At 66.2% G+C, this 18844-nt stretch carries 18 protein-coding genes and 1 tRNA gene; 16 read left to right on the top strand and 3 right to left on the bottom strand.

What is annotated here, in order from left to right; genetic code table 11:
* Positions 1 to 24 precede the first annotated feature (24 nt).
* Positions 25 to 912, bottom strand: coding sequence for a helix-turn-helix transcriptional regulator (locus tag J9314_RS05650; RefSeq protein ID WP_210604911.1), 888 nt, complete (start codon positions 910 to 912; stop codon positions 25 to 27).
* 107 nt (positions 913 to 1019) lie between these two features.
* On the opposite strand from J9314_RS05650, the gene J9314_RS05655 reads away from it, so the two are divergent.
* The 4 genes from J9314_RS05655 (at position 1020) to J9314_RS05670 (ending at position 5053) form a co-directional block, all read left to right on the top strand.
* Complete coding sequence (locus J9314_RS05655; protein ID WP_181274738.1) at positions 1020 to 1361, top strand: DUF485 domain-containing protein; 342 nt, start codon at positions 1020 to 1022, stop codon at positions 1359 to 1361.
* The gene (locus tag J9314_RS05660) at positions 1358 to 3010 is read left to right on the top strand and encodes a solute symporter family protein (protein WP_246490630.1); all 1653 of its coding nucleotides are present in this window, start codon (positions 1358 to 1360) and stop codon (positions 3008 to 3010) included. The genes J9314_RS05655 and J9314_RS05660 overlap by 4 nt, the downstream gene beginning before the upstream one ends.
* A gap of 506 nt (positions 3011 to 3516) precedes the next feature.
* A complete protein-coding gene (locus tag J9314_RS05665) occupies positions 3517 to 4620 on the top strand; it encodes a hypothetical protein (protein WP_210604912.1) in 1104 nt (367 codons plus the stop codon).
* A gap of 362 nt (positions 4621 to 4982) precedes the next feature.
* Positions 4983 to 5053: transfer RNA gene (locus tag J9314_RS05670), tRNA-Gly, on the top strand.
* Positions 5054 to 5202: 149 nt separating this feature from the next.
* Here the strand turns inward: J9314_RS05670 and J9314_RS05675 are convergent.
* Positions 5203 to 5865, bottom strand: coding sequence for a potassium channel family protein (locus tag J9314_RS05675; protein WP_210604913.1), 663 nt, complete (start codon positions 5863 to 5865; stop codon positions 5203 to 5205).
* Positions 5858 to 7276 carry a TrkH family potassium uptake protein gene (locus J9314_RS05680; protein WP_246490631.1) on the bottom strand — a complete coding sequence of 473 codons (1419 nt, stop codon included), beginning with the start codon at positions 7274 to 7276 and terminating at the stop codon, positions 5858 to 5860. Before J9314_RS05680 ends, J9314_RS05675 begins: the two co-directional genes overlap by 8 nt.
* A gap of 59 nt (positions 7277 to 7335) precedes the next feature.
* Between J9314_RS05680 and J9314_RS05685 the strand changes: the two genes are divergently transcribed.
* The 12 genes from J9314_RS05685 to J9314_RS05740 all read left to right on the top strand — a co-directional run bounded on the left by J9314_RS05685 (position 7336) and on the right by J9314_RS05740 (position 18831).
* A complete protein-coding gene (locus J9314_RS05685) occupies positions 7336 to 8532 on the top strand; it encodes an acetoin utilization protein AcuC (RefSeq protein WP_210604914.1) in 1197 nt (398 codons plus the stop codon).
* Between the two features lie 151 nt (positions 8533 to 8683).
* Positions 8684 to 8782, top strand: coding sequence for a 30S ribosomal protein bS22 (locus J9314_RS05690; protein ID WP_009882927.1), 99 nt, complete (start codon positions 8684 to 8686; stop codon positions 8780 to 8782).
* 72 nt (positions 8783 to 8854) lie between these two features.
* Positions 8855 to 9100 (top strand): glutaredoxin family protein, encoded by a 246-nt coding sequence (locus tag J9314_RS05695; RefSeq protein WP_181274742.1) that lies wholly within the window; start codon positions 8855 to 8857, stop codon positions 9098 to 9100.
* 27 nt (positions 9101 to 9127) lie between these two features.
* A complete protein-coding gene (locus J9314_RS05700; protein WP_210604915.1) occupies positions 9128 to 9823 on the top strand; it encodes a redox-sensing transcriptional repressor Rex in 696 nt (231 codons plus the stop codon).
* Positions 9820 to 12297 carry a glutamyl-tRNA reductase gene (hemA, locus tag J9314_RS05705; RefSeq protein WP_181274744.1) on the top strand — a complete coding sequence of 826 codons (2478 nt, stop codon included), beginning with the start codon at positions 9820 to 9822 and terminating at the stop codon, positions 12295 to 12297. The genes J9314_RS05700 and hemA overlap by 4 nt, the downstream gene beginning before the upstream one ends.
* Positions 12294 to 13898 carry a bifunctional uroporphyrinogen-III C-methyltransferase/uroporphyrinogen-III synthase gene (locus J9314_RS05710; protein ID WP_181274745.1) on the top strand — a complete coding sequence of 535 codons (1605 nt, stop codon included), beginning with the start codon at positions 12294 to 12296 and terminating at the stop codon, positions 13896 to 13898. The genes hemA and J9314_RS05710 overlap by 4 nt, the downstream gene beginning before the upstream one ends.
* A gap of 1 nt (position 13899) precedes the next feature.
* Complete coding sequence (hemB, locus tag J9314_RS05715; protein WP_210604916.1) at positions 13900 to 14943, top strand: porphobilinogen synthase; 1044 nt, start codon at positions 13900 to 13902, stop codon at positions 14941 to 14943.
* Positions 14943 to 15410, top strand: coding sequence for a MarR family winged helix-turn-helix transcriptional regulator (locus J9314_RS05720; protein ID WP_210604917.1), 468 nt, complete (start codon positions 14943 to 14945; stop codon positions 15408 to 15410). Before hemB ends, J9314_RS05720 begins: the two co-directional genes overlap by 1 nt.
* Positions 15411 to 15474: 64 nt before the next feature.
* On the top strand, positions 15475 to 16836 hold the full coding sequence (hemL, locus tag J9314_RS05725; protein ID WP_210604918.1) for a glutamate-1-semialdehyde 2,1-aminomutase: 1362 nt from the start codon (positions 15475 to 15477) through the stop codon (positions 16834 to 16836).
* The gene (locus tag J9314_RS05730; protein WP_210604919.1) at positions 16833 to 17474 is read left to right on the top strand and encodes a histidine phosphatase family protein; all 642 of its coding nucleotides are present in this window, start codon (positions 16833 to 16835) and stop codon (positions 17472 to 17474) included. The genes hemL and J9314_RS05730 overlap by 4 nt, the downstream gene beginning before the upstream one ends.
* Positions 17471 to 18070 (top strand): TlpA family protein disulfide reductase, encoded by a 600-nt coding sequence (locus J9314_RS05735; protein ID WP_210604920.1) that lies wholly within the window; start codon positions 17471 to 17473, stop codon positions 18068 to 18070. Before J9314_RS05730 ends, J9314_RS05735 begins: the two co-directional genes overlap by 4 nt.
* The gene (locus J9314_RS05740) at positions 18067 to 18831 is read left to right on the top strand and encodes a cytochrome c biogenesis CcdA family protein (RefSeq protein ID WP_210604921.1); all 765 of its coding nucleotides are present in this window, start codon (positions 18067 to 18069) and stop codon (positions 18829 to 18831) included. Before J9314_RS05735 ends, J9314_RS05740 begins: the two co-directional genes overlap by 4 nt.
* Positions 18832 to 18844 lie beyond the last annotated feature (13 nt).

Raw genomic sequence — 18844 nt, forward strand, 5'->3', positions numbered from 1 at the left:
CCGTTGTCCCTGACCATGGGTCGGTCAGGGGAGGACGTTGGAGGATCGAGCGATGGACACGGCCTCGTGGCGGGTCCGCGCCGAGAGCTTGACCATGGCGGTGTTGAGATAGGACTTCACCGTCGACTCACGCAGGCTCAGGGCTTCGGCGATGCGGGCATTCGACCAGCCCAGCGCCACGTGGGAGAGGATATCGGTCTCCCGTGGGGACAGACGCACGGCCGGGACCGGCGACGGACAGTTCTCGGGATTGTGCCCGGAGAGGATGTCGGCCAGCCGGTTCTCGACTCCGCTGAGCCTCTCCCTGGCCTCATCGTCGAGGATGCTCGCACGGATCGCCCGCAGCTCCGCATACGTATGGCGAAGAGCCTCCCTGCCCGAGGCGTCGAGGTCGGAATAGAGCTGTTCGCCGTTGCCGCGGTCGTCTTCTCGGTTCACCCGCCGGTGATCGAGCCGGGCGAGGTCGACCGAGAGCTGCCGTACGCGTCGGACGAGATCTCCCGTCTGCGGGGCCGCGGCATTGTAGTCCGAGCGATGCCCGCAGTAGACCATCCCCGTGACCTCTCCGCCGCGCAGCGTGGGGACGGCGACGAGGACGCGGATGCCCTCTCCGAGCACCTCCTCGTCGTAGTGATGGGTGATATAGGGGTCGACCTCGTAGTCGCGGGTCAGCTGGGGCGTTCCTTCGGTCATCGCTCGACCGCCGAGCCCTCGTCCGGTGGAGACGATGAGAGAGGAGAGCAGATCCTGACCGGCACCGGCCACGGCCTCGACGGCCACTGAGCCCTCATCGACCGTGCCTCCGAAGACGACGTCGCCCGTGCCGCCTCGATGCAGCGAATCGACGGCCTCGACGAACAGGCGGCGGGTCTCGGCCCTGAGTGCCCGCGTTTCCTTGGCGTTCGCGTTCATGTGAACAAGCTACCAACTTTCGGTGGTATTCCCTAGCGCATGCTGAACGTTACCTTTGGGTCATGTGATTCAGGACACTGAAGTTCTGTCCATTCAAAGGAGAAAGAATGACTGACTCTGTCAACACCGGGGTTGACTTCCTCGCCGAGGAGGAGAGCCCTGAGTTCAAAGCTCTCAAACGCAAGAGGTTCTCGGTGGTGATACCGCTGTCCATCGCCTTCCTCGTCTGGTACTTCCTCTACGTCATCCTCAGCACGTATGCCCACGACTTCATGTCCACTAAGGTCGTTGGGGAGATCAACATCGGGCTCGTCTTCGGACTGCTGCAGTTCGTCACGACGTTCGCGATCACGATGTTCTACGTCTCGTTCGCCAATAGGAAGCTCGACCCGCCGGCGGAAGCGATCCGTGAGCGTCTGCAGGCCGAATCGGAGGGACGTCCCTCATGAGCGCACCGGCAATCAGTGACATCGTCGCCTCGGGAGTGGACTTCCTCAGCGCTGCCACGACCGAGGTCGAGAACAACCCCGTCCTCAACATCACGATCTTCGCCGCCTTCGTGGCGGTGACGATGTTCATCGTCCTGCGGGCCAGCCGCAACAACAAGTCCGCATCCGACTACTACGCCGGCGGAAGGTCCTTCACCGGACCGCAGAACGGCTTCGCGATCTCCGGAGACTACCTCTCGGCGGCATCTTTCCTCGGCATCTGCGGTGCGATCGCCGTCAACGGCTACGACGGTTTCCTCTATTCGATCGGCTTCCTCGTCGCATGGCTCGTCGCCCTGCTCATCGTCGCCGAACTCATGCGCAACACGGGCAAGTTCACGATGGCCGATGTGCTCTCGTTCCGCCTCAAGCAGCGCCCCGTGCGAATGGCCGCGGCGCTGTCGACCCTGGCGGTCTGTTTCTTCTACCTGCTTGCGCAGATGGCCGGAGCCGGCGGCCTCGTGTCCCTGCTCATGGGCATCGACGGCAAGGTCGGCCAGTCGCTCGTCATCGCCGTCGTCGGCGCGCTGATGATCATCTACGTCCTCGTCGGTGGGATGAAGGGCACCACCTGGGTGCAGATCGTCAAGGCGATCCTGCTCATCGCAGGCGCCTTTGCGATGACCATCTGGGTGCTCGCGCTCAACGGCTTCAATCTCTCGACTCTGCTGGCGTCCGCGGTCGACAACGCAGCCGAAGGAGTCGGCGAGGGAGTCCTCAATCCCGGCCTGCAGTACGGGGAGAACCCGCTCGACTTCATCTCCCTGGCATTGGCGCTCGTTCTGGGCACCGCGGGACTGCCGCACGTGCTCATGCGCTTCTACACGGTGCCCACGGCCAAGGAGGCGCGCCGGTCCGTGGTGTGGGCGATCTGGCTCATCGGTGCGTTCTACCTCTTCACTCTCGTGCTCGGCTACGGTGCGGCGGCCCTCGTGGGAGCCGATGAGATCGCTGCGGCACCGGGGGGAGTGAACTCGGCGGCACCGCTGCTGGCGCTCCGCCTCGGCGGGCCGATCCTCATGGGCTTCATCTCCGCGGTCGCCTTCGCGACGATCCTCGCGGTCGTCGCAGGGCTGGCGATCACCGCCGCGGCCTCGTTCGCCCACGACATCTACGCGAACGTCATCAAGAAAGGCAAGGTCGAAGACTCCGAGGCGGAGGTCAAGATCGCCCGCCGGACGGTCATCGTCATCGGTGCCGTGGCGATCATCGGCGGCATCGGCGTGCAGGGACAGAACATCGCGTTCCTCGTGGCTCTCGCCTTCGCGGTGGCGGCGAGTGCGAACCTGCCGACGATCGTCTACTCGCTGTTCTGGAAGCGCTTCACCACCCGTGGTGCGGTGTGGTCGATCTACGGCGGGCTGATCTCGGCGATGGTGCTCATCGCGTTCTCGCCGGTCGTCTCCGGCTCCGAGACCGCGATGATCCCGGGTGCCGACTTCGCGATCTTCCCCCTGTCGAACCCGGGCATCATCTCGATTCCGCTCGGCTTCATCCTCGGGTGGATCGCCTCGATCACCGACCGGACGGTGGAGAGCCCCGAGCTCGCCGCCGAGATGGACGTCCGCGCCCACACCGGGTTCGGCGCCGAGGAGGCCGTCGAGCACTGATTCGTCCGTGACCCGACCGTGTGGTGGGCCTGGCGGGGATCGAGTTCTCACTACGCTGGGTCTTGGTCTCCGCCGGGACGGGCTCGTCGGCACGGATTCGTCGGCATCGTACGAGGGGGCGGCTTCGGCCGCTCCCTCGTGGTGTGCAGGGGACTCTCCAGCGCGAAATCAGCGCTTGAACCAATGACTGTCTATCGAACGTGCACGCGGCCTGAATGTATGCACTACGCCTGCACTTCGACCGTACAGTTGTGGACGAATCAACGAGGCTGCCTGCAATGCCATCTCCGGTCGACGTACCGTTTTCGTCGACGCGGATGCCGAAGAGTCAGCGCAGGGCCGGTTTCCTTAGGGAGATGGTGACTCGCTCTGTGCTTCAGTCGGTCGCCGAACGTTGTGGACGGTCGGCCGACTCGAGCGTCCGAGCCCTGTGGATCCGACACGAGTATCCACAGGTAGGCGGCCTGTCCTTGTGCCGATGACGGCGACAAGGAGAGATTTGCCGCATGTACAACGTCGTCCGTACCTGCGAACTCAACGCCCACGGAGTGCTGAGCCGAACCATCAAGGATGCGATCGGCTGTTGCCTGCTGAGGCTCACCAGCGGGATGTATTCGATCGTCAGGCGGTGTTCTCACCCACGCCACGCGGCGATAGCCGCCTTCATCACGGACGAATCGTGGCTTGCTCAGGTGATCGAGCAGACCGACGAACACACGGGCAGAAAGCAATTCACGCTTCTCGACACCATTGAGAAGCTGCGTGCATCGTCGTATCCCTACTATCGCGTCGACGACGTCGTCTGGTCGGCCTCCGCCGCATATATTCACGAGCTTCCGCTTTATCGGCCCCCGCGAGGCAAGGTGCACATCGCGCATCCAAGCGTGCGAGGCAACAGCAGCGACATCAAGAGATCGCAGACTTCGATCCCAGGCGAAGACGTCGTGCGCATCGGCAAGATGACCCTGACGACGCCGATACGTACGGCCTTCGACCTCATCGGCCAGCTCGGTGAAGCGGAAGGATTCGCCGCCCTCGAATCGTGTCTGAGGACATCAGTGTTCGGCTCAGTTGCCGGAGCAGATGAGGCGGCTCACTTCGGATACCCGCCCGACACGATGATGATGGCCGAACAGCGAATCGCGGAAGAGTTCGTGCCAGTGCTCAATCGCCTAGCCAAGGGGAGGCGTCGTGCTGAACGACTCCTATCGGCGGTCGGTCCTCTGTCCGAGAGCTATGCGGAGAGCCGATTCGTCTACACCCTCAAGCAGCTGAAGTTGAACGGGTTCAGACAGCAGGTGAGAATCTCGGACGGAAACAGGGTCATTGCTCGAGTCGACTTCGCACATGAGGAGTCGAAGACGATTGTCTTCATCGACGGAGTCACGAAATATGCGGACGACGGATTCCGACTCATGCAGAAGGAAGCCAAGCAATACAACCGTCTTCTCGATTTGGGGTATCGCATAGTCCGTTTGAACTTCAGCGAGGTGACAAATCTGGAAGAGACGTCGACCAAGCTCTTTCGTCAGGCGCCTCAACTGCGGGCATATCTGTCGCGCAGACGTACGAAATCCTCGAAAACAGCGACTCCAGTGGGCCACGGATGACCAGGTAGTGGCCAGCCCGCGGTGGTCGGGTGACCGATCGAGTCGCCACAGACGCCCATGCTTGAGCAACTGTCTAGTCGAAGTGCGCGCGTAGTGAATGTATGCACTACGCCAGCACTTTCAATGGACACTCGCTGCCGATGAGCGCCTTGAGGCAGAAATCAGACCCCTCGTGGCGAACGGGGCTGGGCAGAGCGTGCGGCTTCGGACGGGTCGGCGGCCCGAGGCCTCATTGCAATACCTCCGGGAAGTTCGGACGGATGCGAAACCGGACCAAGGCTGTAGACTGGTCCGAGACGTTGCACACGGCGGGAATACGCCGGGTTTCACCTGGGCGTTTGCCGACGGGATAGTGGCGACATGCGGGCGTAGCTTAATGGTAAAGCTTCGGCTTCCCAAGCCGATGACGCGGGTTCGATTCCCGTCGCCCGCTCTCTTTGTGCCCGAATCCGCTCTGCCCGAATCGGCCCCACCCTCAGCCGGCCCGCCTGCGCGGCCGGGCCTCCGCACGCGCCCCGCCCTCGGCGAACCGCCCCCGCCCTCGGCGAACCGGCCCCGCCTGCGCGCCCGCCGCCCAGCTCCCTACGGGCGGCCGGCGAAGCGTCCCAGCAGTTCGACGTGGCCGGCGACGATGAGGAGGTCCTGCTTGCCGACCCGCGTCGTGGGGTCGGCGTAGGTGAAGTCGCGGCCGGGACTCTTGATGCCCACGATCGTCACACCGTACTTGTCGCGGACGCCGGACTCGCTGAGAGTGAAGCCCTGGATCTCCCGCGGCGGGCGCATCTTGACCACAGCGAAATGCCCCTCGTCGAACTCGATGTACTCCATCATCCGCGAGCTGACCAGGTGAGCCACGCGCCGACCCGCATCCGATTCGGGGTAGAGGACGTGGTGGGCGCCGATGCGGTGGAGGATCTTGCCGTGCGCGGGCGAGATCGCCTTCGCCCACACCTGCCCGACACCGAGGTCGACGAGGTTGGCCGTGGTGAGCACACTGTCCTCGATCGAGGTGCCGATCCCGACCACCGCGGTCGAGAAGACGCCGGCTCCGACCTGCCGCAGCGCGTCGATGTTCGTCGAATCCGCCTCGACGACGTGGGTGAGCTTGCCGCTCCAGTCCTTGACGAGCTCCGGATTGTGCTCGATCGCCATCACCTCGCGGCCCAGTTTGGCCAGCGTGGCCGCCGTCGAGGATCCGAAGCGTCCGAGACCGACGACCAGGATGGAGGTGTGTTCGTTAGCCAACGACCGGCCTTTCCTCGGGATAGCGGTACAGGCGGGCGGAGTCCTGCATGGACAGCGCCGCCGCAAGTGTAATCGTACCGAGTCGGCCGATGAGCATGATCACCGACAGCACGTACAGCCCCGAATTCGGCGCTGCCGCTGACACCCCGGAACTCAGACCGACCGTGCCGAAGGCCGAGATCACCTCGAACAGCACCCGATCGAGCGGCTCCGCACTGATCTGGAGCATCGCGAGTGTGCCGACGAAGACGATGAGGGCACCGGTGAGCAGGATCGAGATCGAGAGCTTGATCGTCGAGGCGGTCAGCCGCCGACCGAACACATGCACGTCCTGCAGGCCCCTGGCCTCGGCGAAGGCCGCCAGGACGAGCACCGCCACGGTGGTGACCTTGATGCCTCCGGCCGTCGACGACGAACCGCCGCCGATGAACATCATCAGGTCCATGAGCAGGTGTGAGGCCTGGCTCATGTCCGCGATCTCCATCGTCGAGAATCCGCCCGACCGCGGCATCACGGCCATGAACAGGACCTCGACGAACGTGTGACCGGCGTTCTTGTCGCCGAGGGTCGCCGGATTCGCCGACTCGAAGAGCGCCAACAGCAGCAGCCCGATCGCGAGCACCGTCGTCGTGGTCGTCAGGGTCAGCTTCGTGTGCAGATCCCATTTCGACGGCCGATTCCAGAACATCGCGATCATGAGCACGACCGGGAAGCCCAGCGCACCGACGAAGACTCCCAACATCAGCAGGGACAGGATCCAGGGATCCGAGGCGAAGTACGCCCCGCCGCCGGGATGGATGGTGAAGCCGGCGTTGTTGAACGCCGAAATCGAGTAGAAGACCGAATACCAGGTGGCATCGCCGAGCGATTCCCCCCGGATGAGGAAGCGCGGGAACATCAGCAGCGCGAGGATCGCCTCGGCGGTGACGATGGTGATGACGACCGTCTTGAGGAGGGTGCCGACCTGACCCAGATTGAGCGCCGAGGTGGCCTGCTGGGCGATGAGGCGCTGCCGGACTCCCAGCCGGCGTGAGACCGCCATCCCCAGCACCGAGGCGAGGGTGAGGATCCCGAGTCCGCCGACTTGGATGCCGGCGGTGATGACGGAGATTCCGAAGTCCGACCAGTACTCCTCAGTGACCACCGGTGTCAGACCCGTGACGCAGACGGCCGAAACGGCGACGAACACGGAGTTCGCGATGTGCGTGGCCAGGTCCACCGAACCCGGATGACGCATGCTCGCCGGCAGCATCAGCAGGATCGCGAAGCACGCGACGACCCCGACGAACGAACCGATCGCCAACCGGGCGGGGGAGGCGACGGCGAGGTCGTCGACGAAGTCGCGAACCCACCTGCCGGGTCGCAGCAGCCGGTCGAGGCGCTGTGTGGAATTCTTGGGCACAAGCACCATGGTAGATCCGCCCGCCCCGGAATCGGTGCAAGTGAGGTGCGCCATATAGCATGGTGCCCATGGCCGAAAATGATGTGTATGTCGTATGGGACGACGCGGTGACCGGTTACAACTTCGGCCCCAGCCACCCCATGCACCCGCTCAGGCTCGACCTCACGGCGAAGCTCGCCATGGACTTCGACCTCTTCGACGCCGATAATGTCCACGTGCACCCGATCGGCGAGATCGACGAAGCCAAGCTCGCCCGGCTCCACGACCCCGACTACATCGCCGCCGTGAGGCAGGCAGGGACCGCAGAGGGCCTGAACGAGCAGGATGCGCACAGGTACGGGATCGGCACCGAGGATGTGCCCGGGTTCGAGAATATGCACACCGCCTCGGCGCTGCTGTTCCAAGGCAGCAGCGAGGCGGCGAATGCGATCATCTCCGGCGGCTACAGGCGCGCGGTGAACTTCTGCGGCGGAATGCACCATGCGATGCCGGATCGAGCCAGCGGCTTCTGCGTGTACAACGACGCAGCGGGGGCGATCACCGAATTCCTCGACTCCGGCATGGAGCGCATCGTCTATCTCGACCTCGACGCCCACCACGGCGACGGAGTGGAGAAGTTCTTCTGGGACGACCCGCGGGTGCTCACGATCTCGATCCACGAATCGGGGAAGTACCTCTTCCCCGGCACCGGGTACCCCGCCGAGATCGGGGGACTGAAGGCGGCCGCCTCGGCGATGAATGTCGCCCTGCCCCCGCGCACCGGCGACGCGGACTGGCTGCGGGCCTTCGACGCCACGGTCCCGCAGGTCGTCGCGGCCTTCGAACCGCAGGTCATCGTCTCCCAGCACGGCTGCGACGGCCACCGCGAGGACCCGCTCACGCACATGCGGCTGAGCGTGGACGCGATGCGCATCGCCGCCGAACGGGTCCGCCGTCTGGCCGAGGACCATGCCGACGGGAAGTGGCTGTCCGTCGGAGGCGGCGGCTACGCGATCATCGATGTCGTGCCGCGGGCCTGGACGAACCTGCTGGCCATCTCCGCGGGCCGCGACATCGACCCGGCGGCGAGGATCCCCGGCCGGTGGGCCGACTACGCGCAGACGAAGACCGGGCGTGAGGCGCCGCTGTCGATGACCGACGGATTCGACGGTGAGTTCGAACCGTGGTCGAAGGGATTCGACCCGGAGGCCGAGCTCGACCGGGCTGTGATGGGCACCCGGAAGAACCTCTTCCCGTTCTTCGCCCTCGACCCGTACTTCGACTGACCCGCGAGCCTGCGCGGATGACCGGTCGAACCGCTGTGGATCTCGACACAGTTTTGGGAAAGCAGGCGGCCAAGCGATAGAATTGCACGGTTAGTTCAATGGGTGGGCACGTGATGTTCACCCTCCACCGACAAGCACAAGGGGTACCCGCGTGGGCTCAGTCATCAAGAAGCGCCGCAAGCGTATGTCGAAGAAGAAGCACCGCAAGCAGCTTCGCAAGACACGTCACCAGCGTCGCAACAAGAAGTAAGACCCAACGGTCCTACGCCCCCGCTCGAGTGATTTCTCGGCGGGGTTTGTTGCACCCGATGAGGAGTGAGCCATGGTCGAACTGACCTTCCTCACGCGCGTCGACTGCCACCTCTGCGCGCTCGCGCGCGAAACCGTCACCGAGGTGGCGGCCGGCAGAGATGTGGACGTGAGAGAGATCGACATCGACACCGACGAGGACCTGGCCGGACAGTACGGCTGGGATGTTCCCGTCGTGCTCCTCAACGGGCGCCAGCACAGTTTTCACAGAGTCGAGAAGGATCGGCTGTCCAGGGCCCTGAGCGCTCTGGGCGCATGAGATCGATTGAAGGAGTGAGGCGGATTCGTGGGCGAGATTCTGTCCGCCAACAGGATTGAGGGTGTCGTTCGCAAGGACGTACCCGAACGCGTGATCTCCCGACTCCCGATCTACCTGCAGACCGTCGAGACCATCGCCGCGACCGGTCAGGAGACCGTGTCATCGGAGGACCTCGCCGCGCGCAGCGGTGTGTCCCCGTCGATCCTGCGCAAAGACCTCTCCCAGCTGGGTCGGTCGGGCACTCGCGGGGTCGGCTACTCCTGCCCGGAACTGTCAGCGACGCTGCGCAGCTTCCTCGGCCTCGATCGCGACCGCAGCGTCGCCATCATCGGGGCCGGTCGACTCGGCTCCGCGCTCGCCGACTATGCCGGGTTCCGCCGACGCGGCCTGCGACTGACTGCCGTGTTCGACATCGACGAGGAAAAGATCGGCACCACCATCGGATCGCTGACGGTCTCCTCTCTCGACGAACTGACCAGCTGGTCCGACCACATCGACCTCGTGGTCATGGCCGTTCCCGCCGCTGCGGCGCCGGCCGCTGCCCGCACCGCCGTCGAGGCGGGAGTGCGCGGCATTCTCAACTTCTCACCCACCGTGCTCGACGCACCGGACAGCATGCGTGTCCACCAAGTCGATCTGGCCAGTGAGCTGCAAGTACTCGCATACTATTCGGCGCTGGACACGGCACCGCTCAACCCTGGTTTTGAGGAGCACAGGAATTGACTCTCTTGGTTCTCGGCATTTCGCATCAGTCGGCTCCCATCGACATGCTCGATCGGATGGCCTTCGGTGCCGGCGAGGTCGGATCCCTGCGCAGGGACGCCCTGGCCGGTGAGAACGTCGACGGCCTCGCCGTGCTCTCGACGTGCAACCGCCTCGAGCTCATCGCCGACGTCACCGCCTTCCACGGGGGACTGGCCGACCTGGGCAACGCCCTGGTGTCCTCGATCGACAAGGAATGGTCCGACATCGCCGGGCACTTCTATGCCCACTACGACCATCAGGCCATGGAGCATCTGCTCAAGGTCGCCTGCGGACTCGATTCGATGGCGATCGGTGAGGCCCAGATCCTCGGCCAGCTGCGCTCGTCGTTCACCGATTCGCAGACGGACAAGGCGCTGACCTCCGAACTCTCCCATGCCCTCCAGCAGGCGCTGCGGGTGGGTAAGCGCGCCCATTCGGAGACCGACCTCGGCGAGGTCGCCCGGTCGCTCTTCGGCGCGGCGCTCGAAGCATCGGCGGCGCACATCGGCTCCCTGCGGGCGGCCAGCACCCTGGTCATCGGGGCAGGTGCCATGTCCGGTCTCGTCGTCTCGGGACTCCACAGAGAGGGCGTGGGCCGCATCACCGTGCTCAACCGCACGGTGGACAAGGCCGAACGCCTCGTCGCCGAGGTGGGCGGACGCGCCCGCGAACTCAACCCCCGTGTGATGGCCGAGGAGATCGCCGACGCCGACCTCATCGTCTCGTGCACCGGTGCGCGCGGTGTCGTCGTCACCCGTGACGACATCGTCGCCGGTCTGTCCCAGAACCCGAAGGGCGCGGCGAACAAGGCGTTCATCGACCTCGCGCTGCCGCACGACATCGACCCCAGCGTCCGCGAGTTCGAACACGTCGCCCTGTTCGGCCTCGGCGAGATCCGAGACCTGCTCAGAGGCTCCGACAAGGAACGCGATGCGAAGGTCGTGCACACCGTCGAAGAGGTTCGTGCGATCATCTCCGCTGAGCTGGAGAACATCGCCACCGGCAACAAGGAGCGCGCCGTGGCTCCGACCGTGACCGCGCTGCGCTCCCACGCCAAGGACGTGCTCGCCACCGAGACCGAGCGGTTGGAGAAGAAGCTCGGCGCCAACGTCGACGAGAAGTCCTTCGCCGAGATCCGCAAGTCCCTTCACCGCGTGGCCGAGAAGCTCATCCACACCCCGACCGTGAAGGTCAAGGAACTGGCCGTGAGCGAATCCGAGGTCGACTATGCGCAGGCGCTCATGCAGCTCTTCGACCTGCCCGTGAACAAGGTCGCCCATGCGATGACACCCGCGGAGACGAAGGTCGCGAAGGCCGCCAGCGCCCACCACGTCGAGGCCGACGGCATCCGTCCCGTGGCCGACCACACCCTCGACATCGTCGAACCCGAACACTTCAGCGGACGCACCGTGCGCCTGGGCACCCGCCGGTCCCAGCTGGCCCGGTCCCAGTCCACGGCGATCGCCCACCAACTCGCCGCCCTGACCGGGTGGCGCGTCGAGATCGTCGAGGTCGTCACCGAAGGCGACGTCAACATGTCCCCGCTCGCCGGCTTCGGCGGCACCGGAGTCTTCGTCTCCGCCGTCCGCCAGGCCCTGCACCAGGGCAAGATCGACCTCGCCGTCCACTCGCTCAAGGACCTGCCCACCACTCCCGAGGCCGGCATCCAGATGGCGGCCATCCCACCCCGCGTCGACCCTGCCGATGTGCTCATCGGCCGGGACGGTCTGAGCCTGGCCGAACTGCCCGCCGGGTCGGTCATCGGCACCGGTTCGCCCAGGCGGGCCGTGCAGCTGCAGGCCGCTCGTCCGGACATCGAGGTCAGGGGTGTGCGCGGCAACGTCGACACCCGCATCGGGCACGTCCGCGACGGCCGCCTCGACGCCGTCGTGCTCGCCGCCGCCGGGGTCCGCCGCATCGGCCGCCTGGCCGAGGCCACCGACATCCTCGACTTCGACGTCATGCTGCCGGCGCCCGGCCAGGGAGCCCTGGCAGTGGAGACCCGCAGCGCCGACAGCTCGCACGCCGGTTCCGAGGACATCCTCAACGCCGACGCCGAGGTGCGCGCCGCCCTCATGCGTCTCCACGACCAGTCCACGGACCTGGCCGTGACCTGCGAACGCGCCATCCTCTCCCGCGCCGAGGCTGGATGTTCGGCACCCATCGGGGCACTGGCGAAGATCGACGGCGACCGATTCGTCGTCGACGCCGTGATGGCCGATGATGACGGGCACCTGGCCCGCACCCGGCAGAGCACCCACCTGCCCGTCGTCCCCGACGCCGACTGGTCGACCGACACGGCCCAGCAGCTGAGCGTCACCGCGAAGGAACTCGCCCGCGTCGCCGATGAACTCGGCACCGCCGCGGCCGAAGACCTCCTCGATCGGCTCGGCATCGACCCGGCCGCCAGCGCCGATCACCTCACCCCCGTCAAGGCACAGGAGCAGGGATGAACAGCACACCTCTGAGCGGTCAGGTCCAACCGCGCCGACTTCTGCCGGCCGCTCCTCGGGTCGTCTTCATCGGCAGCGGACCCGGAGAATCGGGCCTGATGACCATGCGCGGAGCCGAGATCCTCGCCACCGCCGAGACCGTCGTCTACGATGCCGATGTCCATTCGGAGATCGTCACCGCCTACGTGCCTCAGGCCGCGAAGCTCATCGACGCCGCCGACCTCGGTGCCGCCGCGTCGACCCGCGGTCGCAAGCTCGCCGACCTGGCCCGCCCCGACAACACCGTCGTGCGGCTGTGTTCCGACGATGGTCTGATCTTCACGAACACCACCGCCGAGGCGGCCGTGTGCCGCAAGGCCGACGTCGAGGTCGAGATCGTCCCCGGAGTCGGGTTGTCCGCGTCGACCGCCGCCTACACAGGCACCGCCCTGACGACGAGCCGGGTCCGGTCCGTGCGCTTCATCGAAGCCGGACCCCAGACCCATGTCGACGTCTCCCGCCACCGCAACACCTCCCATGTGCTCACGGGCACCGCCGCCGCTCACGAGCAGGCCATCAGCGCCCTGCTCGCCGACGGCTGGGACGAGGACACGAAGGTGCTGTTGGGCTGGGGGATCTCCACGATCGAGCAGACGAGCGTGGAGACGACCCTGAAGCAGGCGCTGTCCATGGCGCAGACAGGTTCGGATCGTATGGTGGTGATCATGGGACAGGGAGTCGAGTCGCGAGGCGAACTCAGCTGGTTCGAATCCAAACCGCTCTTCGGCTGGCAGGTGCTCATCCCGCGGACCAAGGAACAGGGAACCTCCACCGCCGAGGCACTGGCCGAGCTCGGTGCCGTCGGCACCGTCGTGCCCACGATCGCCGTCCAGCCCCCACGCACTCCGACGCAGATGGAGAAGGCCATCCGCGGCCTCGTCGACGGTTCTTACGAATGGGTCGGCTTCACCTCGGTCAACGCGGTCCGCGCCGTGCGCATGTGGTTCGAGGACTTCGGGCTCGACTCGAGGTCGATGGCCGGAGTCAAGGTCGCGGCCGTCGGCGGCCGCACGGCTGCGGCACTGATCGACTGGGGCATCACCCCCGACCTCGTCCCCGACGGCGAGCACTCCGCCCGCGGGCTGGCCGCAGCCTGGCCGGACTTCGTCGACGACATCGACCCGATGAACACCGTCCTGCTGCCCCGGGCCGACATCGCCACCGAGGTGCTCGTCTCCGGCCTGTTGGAGAAGGGCTGGGACCCCGACGACGTCACCGCCTACCGCACAGTCCGGGCCTCCCCGCCGCCGGCACCGATCCGCGAGTCGATCAAGGCCGGCGACTTCGATGCGTTCCTCTTCACCTCCTCGTCGACGGTGCGCAACCTCGTCGGCATCGCCGGCAAGCCCGCAGCCACCTCGGTGATCTGCTGCATCGGCCCGGCCACCGCGAACACCGCGGCCGAGCACGGACTGCGCGTCGACGTCCTCGCCGAGGAAGCCAACCTCACCTCGCTCATCGACGGACTCGTCGAATACGCACTCACCCAGCGGGCCGCTGACGTGGACGCCGGAATCTCCCCGCAGCGTCCGAGCCAGAAACGCCGCAGAAGGAAGGCCTGACATGACACTGGTTCCCGGAACCGTTCGCCCCCGTCGTCTCCGCTCGACCGCCGCCCTGCGCCGGCTCGTCTCCGAGGTGCGGCTGCACCCGGCCGACCTCATCCTGCCGATGTTCGTCAAAGAGGGATTGACCGAGCCCGTGCCGCTGACGGGGATGCCAGGCGTCGTCCAGCACACCCTTGACTCGCTGCTGGCCGCCGCCCGAGAGGCCGTCGCCGCCGGGGTCGGAGGGCTCATGCTCTTCGGCATTCCCGAGCACAGGGACGAGATCGGCTCCCAGGCCGATGACCCCGAGGGCATCCTCAACCGCGCGCTGCGACTCCTGGCCGACGACCTCGGCGAGGACACGGTCGTCATGGCCGATCTCTGCCTCGACGAATTCACCTCCCACGGTCACTGCGGGGTCCTCGACTCCGCCGGGGGAGTCGACAACGATGCCACGCTCGACCGCTACGCCTCGATGGCGCTGGCCCAGGCTCGCGCGGGTGCACAGGTGCTCGGACTCTCCGGCATGATGGACGGGCAGGTCGCCTACTGCCGCGAGGCTCTCGACGCCGCCGGCTTCACCGACACCGTCGTCATGGGCTACACCGCGAAGTACGCCTCAGCCTTCTATGGGCCCTTCCGCGAAGCAGTGGACTCCGAACTCCAGGGTGACCGGAAGACCTACCAGCAGGATCCCGCGAACGGCCGCGAGGCGCTGCGGGAACTCGGCCTCGATCTCGCCGAAGGCGCTGACGTCGTCATGGTCAAACCCGGGCTGCCCTACCTCGACGTCCTCGCCGAGGTGGCTGCCGAGTCCATCGTGCCCGTGTGGACCTATCAGGTCTCCGGCGAGTACGCGATGATCGAGTTCGCCGCCCAGGCCGGCGCCATCGACCGGGAACGTGCGATCGAGGAGTCCCTCGTCGCCTTCAAACGCGCCGGCTCCGATGCGATCCTCACCTACTGGGCCACCGAGGTCGCCCAGCGCCTCGATGGCGCGGCCGCAGGTACCCTCACCGGGCCTCAGTCCGCCGGGTCCCAGACGGCCGGGGGCCGGTGATGGCCGAACCCCGCTGGCTGAGCGCGGTCGACCAGAAGTCGTGGCGCAGCTACCTCAACGGCTCGCAGCTGCTCAGCGCCGAACTCGACAAGGAGCTGCGCGACACGCACGGCATCGGCCTGCCCGAATACGAGATCCTCGTGCGTCTGTCCGAGCACGAGGATCGGACCATGCGCATGGCCCTGCTGGCCACGGACACCACGATGTCCCGGTCCCGACTGACCCACAGCGTGGCCCGAATGGAGAAGCGCGGACTGCTCGAACGCTCCGCCATCCCCGAGGACGGGCGCGGTGTGAACTGCGTGATGACCGAGGCCGGATGGCAGCTGCTCCAGGTCGCAGCGCCCGACCATGTGAGAGGTGTGCGGACCCACCTCGTCGACCTGCTCGAACCCGAGGAGATGGCGACCTTGGGCCGCATCTTCACGAAGGTCTACGATCATATGCGCGATATCGACGGCATTTGAGGCGCCCCGCACCCGCGACCGATCCCGCGACGACAACGACCCGCGACGATTCAGAGGAGACCCCATGACGACAGCAGAGACGAACGCTCACGTCACCGACCAGTCAGCAGCACTCTTCACCCGCGCCGAGGCGGTCATCCCCGGCGGAGTCAACTCTCCCGTGCGGGCGTTCAAGGCCGTCGGCGGCACACCCCGCTTCATCACCGAGGCCACGGGTGCGTGGCTGCGCGATGCCGACGGCAACGACTACATCGACCTCATCGGCTCGTGGGGGCCGATGATCATGGGCCATTCCCGCCCCGAGGTCGTCGCCGCCGTGCAGGAAGCCGCGGTCAAGGGCTTCTCCTTCGGCACACCGTCGACCGGTGAGGTCGAACTCGCCGAGGAGATCGTCTCCCGCGTCGACCCCGTCGAGCAGGTGCGGCTGGTGTCCTCGGGCACCGAGGCGACGATGTCTGCGATCCGTCTTGCCCGCGGCTACACCGGTCGGTCCAAGGTCGTGAAGTTCGCCGGCTGCTACCACGGCCACGTCGACTCCCTGCTCGCCCAGGCCGGATCCGGTCTGGCCACCTTCTCCCTGCCCGACACCCCCGGAGTCACGGGGGCGCAGGCCCAGGACACCATCGTCGTCGGCTACAACGATGCCGCCGGACTCGAAGCCGTCTTCGCCGAACACGGAGAGGACATCGCCTGCGTGATCACCGAGGCCAGCCCCGGCAACATGGGCATCGTGCCCCCGGTCGACGGCTTCACCAACACCATCCGTCGGCTGACGAAGGCCCACGGTGCGCTGATGATCAGCGACGAGGTGATGACCGGCTTCCGCGTCTCCGCAGCCGGCTGGTACGGCTACGAATCGCAGGCCCTCGGCTACCCCGAGGGACCGGCCGACCTGTTCACCTTCGGCAAGGTCATGGGCGGCGGATTCCCCGCGGCGGCCTTCGGCGGTCGCGCCGAGATCATGGCGCACCTGGCACCGGCCGGACCCGTCTACCAGGCGGGCACCCTGTCGGGGAACCCCGTGGCCACCGCCGCCGGTCTCGCCACGCTCAAGCTCACGACCGAACTCGATGTGTACTCGCACATCGGCCGCGCCGCGGACATTCTGCGCCCGGCCGTCGCCTCAGCGCTCGAAGCCGAAGGTGTTGCCCACGTCATCCAGTCCGCGAACTCGATGTTCTCCGTGTTCTTCACCGATGGTGCCGTGACGAACTATGACGAGGCGCGCGCACAGAACGTCGACCGCTACACCGCGTTCTTCAACGCCATGCTCGATCAGGGCATCCACATGCCGCCGAGTGCGTTCGAAGCCTGGTTCCTCTCCTACGCCCACACCGATGAGATCCTCGATCGGATCATCTCCGCACTGCCGGCGGCAGCGAAGGCCGCGGCCGCCGTGCCGGGGCCCGGGAAAGGACAGGCATGACCACGATCCATCTGGTCAGGCACGGTGAGGTCGACAACCCGGAGAAGATCCTCTATGGCCGCCTGCCGCACTTCGGACTGACCGAGCGCGGTCATGAGATGGCCGCTCGGGTCGCCGAGCACTTCGACGCCGCGGCGACGTCCCCGGTCGAACTCGTCGCCTCCCCGCTGCTGCGGACCCAACAGACGATCGCCCCGCTGGCGAACACCCTCGATCTGCCGGTATTCACCGACGACCGGGTCATCGAAGCGGCGAACTCGTTCGAAGGTCAGAAGGTCGACGCCCGGCGCCTGGCCGAACCGAAGAACCTGCTGCGTCTGTACAACCCGCTGACCCCGTCGTGGGGCGAACCGTACAAGCAGATCGTGCTGCGCATGCGCGCGGCAATGGCCAGCCTGCGTGCGAAGCTCGACGGCCACGGTCCCGAGGCCGAAGGCGTCATCGTCTCCCACCAGCTGCCGATCTGGATGACGCGGCTGTCGGGGGAGGGGCGTTCCCTCTTCCACGACCCCCGCCGACGCGAATGTGACCTGGCTTCTATCACCAGTTTCACATTCGACTCGTCCACACTGGTGTCCGTGAGTTATGAGAGCATCTGTGCCGATCTGCAGCCCGGAACCCCGGTGGCAGGAGCATGAGTTTCGGCCGCAGCCCACTGAACCGCCGCACCCTGTTCGCCTCGGCCCTCGCCGCCGGCACAGCCGTTCTGGTCAGCGCCTGCAGTGAGAACGACGAACTGGCCGATCAGGCCGGATCCGACCAGGGCTACGTCTCCGGTTCGGGAGTCGTCTCGCAGGTGGCCGTCGACAAGCGCGGTGAGCCCTTGGATCTGAGCTTCGAGACCCTCGATGGGAAGACGATGTCCCTGGCCGATCTGCGCCCGACCCCCGTGGTCATCAACCTCTGGTACGCGGCCTGCCCGCCGTGCCGGAAGGAGGCACCGGATCTCAAGTCCGTGGCCGACGGATTCGGCGACAAGGCGCAGTTCATCGGCGTCAACGTCCGAGATCAGGCCGCCGCGGCGAACGCATTCATCAACAACTACCAGGTCCCGTACCCGAACATGCTCGACTCGAGCGGAGAGATGGTCTCCCTCCTTTCCGGTGTCCTGCCCCCGCAGGCGACCCCGTCGACGGTCGTGCTCGATGCGAAGGGCCGGGCCGCTGCCCGAGTCGTCGGCGAGGTCGACGCTTCGACGCTCAAGGGACTCGTCGAGGACGTGCTGGCGGAGTGAGCGGGCTCGGGGCGGAATTCGCCCAGACGGTTCTCTCCGGCCCGCTGCTGCTGGCCGCCGGTGCCGCAGCACTGGCAGGACTCGTCTCCTTCGTCTCTCCGTGCGTGCTCCCGCTCGTCCCCGGCTACGTCGGGTACGTCACCGGGCTCTCGGGAACCTCGCTGCGCGACAAGCAGACATGGCGGGTCGTCGTGGGCATCAGCCTCTTCGTCCTCGGCTTCACTGTCGTCTTCGTGCTGCTGGGGACCAGCTTCTCGGCCCTCGGGGCGCTGTTCTCGCAGTGGCAGTCGGTGATCATGCGCATCCTCGGCGTCGTCGTCATCATCGCCGGTTTCGTGTTCATGGGCGGGTTCGGTCTGCTGCAGAACGAACATCGGATCCGAGCGCGGCCGAAGGCGGGTCTGTGGGGTGCACCGGTCCTCGGTGCCACCTTCGCGCTCGGCTGGGCGCCGTGTGTGGGACCGACGCTGTCGGCGGTGCTGAGCATGTCGGTGAGCTTCGGCGGCGACGGCATGATCTGGCGCGGCGCCCTGCTCGCATTCGTCTACTGTCTGGGACTGGGAATTCCGTTCATCATCCTGGCGGTGGCGATCCACAAGGGCGCGGGACGACTCGAATGGGTGCGCAGACACCAGACCGCGATCGTGCGCGCCGGAGGCATCATGCTGATCATCCTCGGTGTGCTCATGGCCAGCGGCGTATGGAATATGTGGATGACCTCTCTGCAAGGTCTGATCAATGGATTCGAAGTGGTGATCTAGTGGCGGAGAAGAC

Source organism: Brevibacterium oceani (assembly GCF_017948325.1).
GTDB classification, from domain to species: domain Bacteria; phylum Actinomycetota; class Actinomycetes; order Actinomycetales; family Brevibacteriaceae; genus Brevibacterium; species Brevibacterium oceani.

Excerpts from the sequence above, each read along its gene's own strand:
- J9314_RS05650 (WP_210604911.1), bottom strand. The coding sequence starts at position 912 with ATGAACGCGAACGCCAAGGAAACGCGGGCACTCAGGGCCGAGACCCGC.
- J9314_RS05655 (WP_181274738.1), top strand. The coding sequence starts at position 1,020 with ATGACTGACTCTGTCAACACCGGGGTTGACTTCCTCGCCGAGGAGGAG.
- J9314_RS05660 (WP_246490630.1), top strand. The coding sequence starts at position 1,358 with ATGAGCGCACCGGCAATCAGTGACATCGTCGCCTCGGGAGTGGACTTC.
- J9314_RS05665 (WP_210604912.1), top strand. The coding sequence starts at position 3,517 with ATGTACAACGTCGTCCGTACCTGCGAACTCAACGCCCACGGAGTGCTG.
- J9314_RS05680 (WP_246490631.1), bottom strand. The coding sequence starts at position 7,276 with ATGGTGCTTGTGCCCAAGAATTCCACACAGCGCCTCGACCGGCTGCTG.
- J9314_RS05685 (WP_210604914.1), top strand. The coding sequence starts at position 7,336 with ATGGCCGAAAATGATGTGTATGTCGTATGGGACGACGCGGTGACCGGT.
- J9314_RS05695 (WP_181274742.1), top strand. The coding sequence starts at position 8,855 with ATGGTCGAACTGACCTTCCTCACGCGCGTCGACTGCCACCTCTGCGCG.
- J9314_RS05710 (WP_181274745.1), top strand. The coding sequence starts at position 12,294 with ATGAACAGCACACCTCTGAGCGGTCAGGTCCAACCGCGCCGACTTCTG.
- hemB (WP_210604916.1), top strand. The coding sequence starts at position 13,900 with ATGACACTGGTTCCCGGAACCGTTCGCCCCCGTCGTCTCCGCTCGACC.
- J9314_RS05720 (WP_210604917.1), top strand. The coding sequence starts at position 14,943 with ATGGCCGAACCCCGCTGGCTGAGCGCGGTCGACCAGAAGTCGTGGCGC.
- hemL (WP_210604918.1), top strand. The coding sequence starts at position 15,475 with ATGACGACAGCAGAGACGAACGCTCACGTCACCGACCAGTCAGCAGCA.
- J9314_RS05730 (WP_210604919.1), top strand. The coding sequence starts at position 16,833 with ATGACCACGATCCATCTGGTCAGGCACGGTGAGGTCGACAACCCGGAG.
- J9314_RS05735 (WP_210604920.1), top strand. The coding sequence starts at position 17,471 with ATGAGTTTCGGCCGCAGCCCACTGAACCGCCGCACCCTGTTCGCCTCG.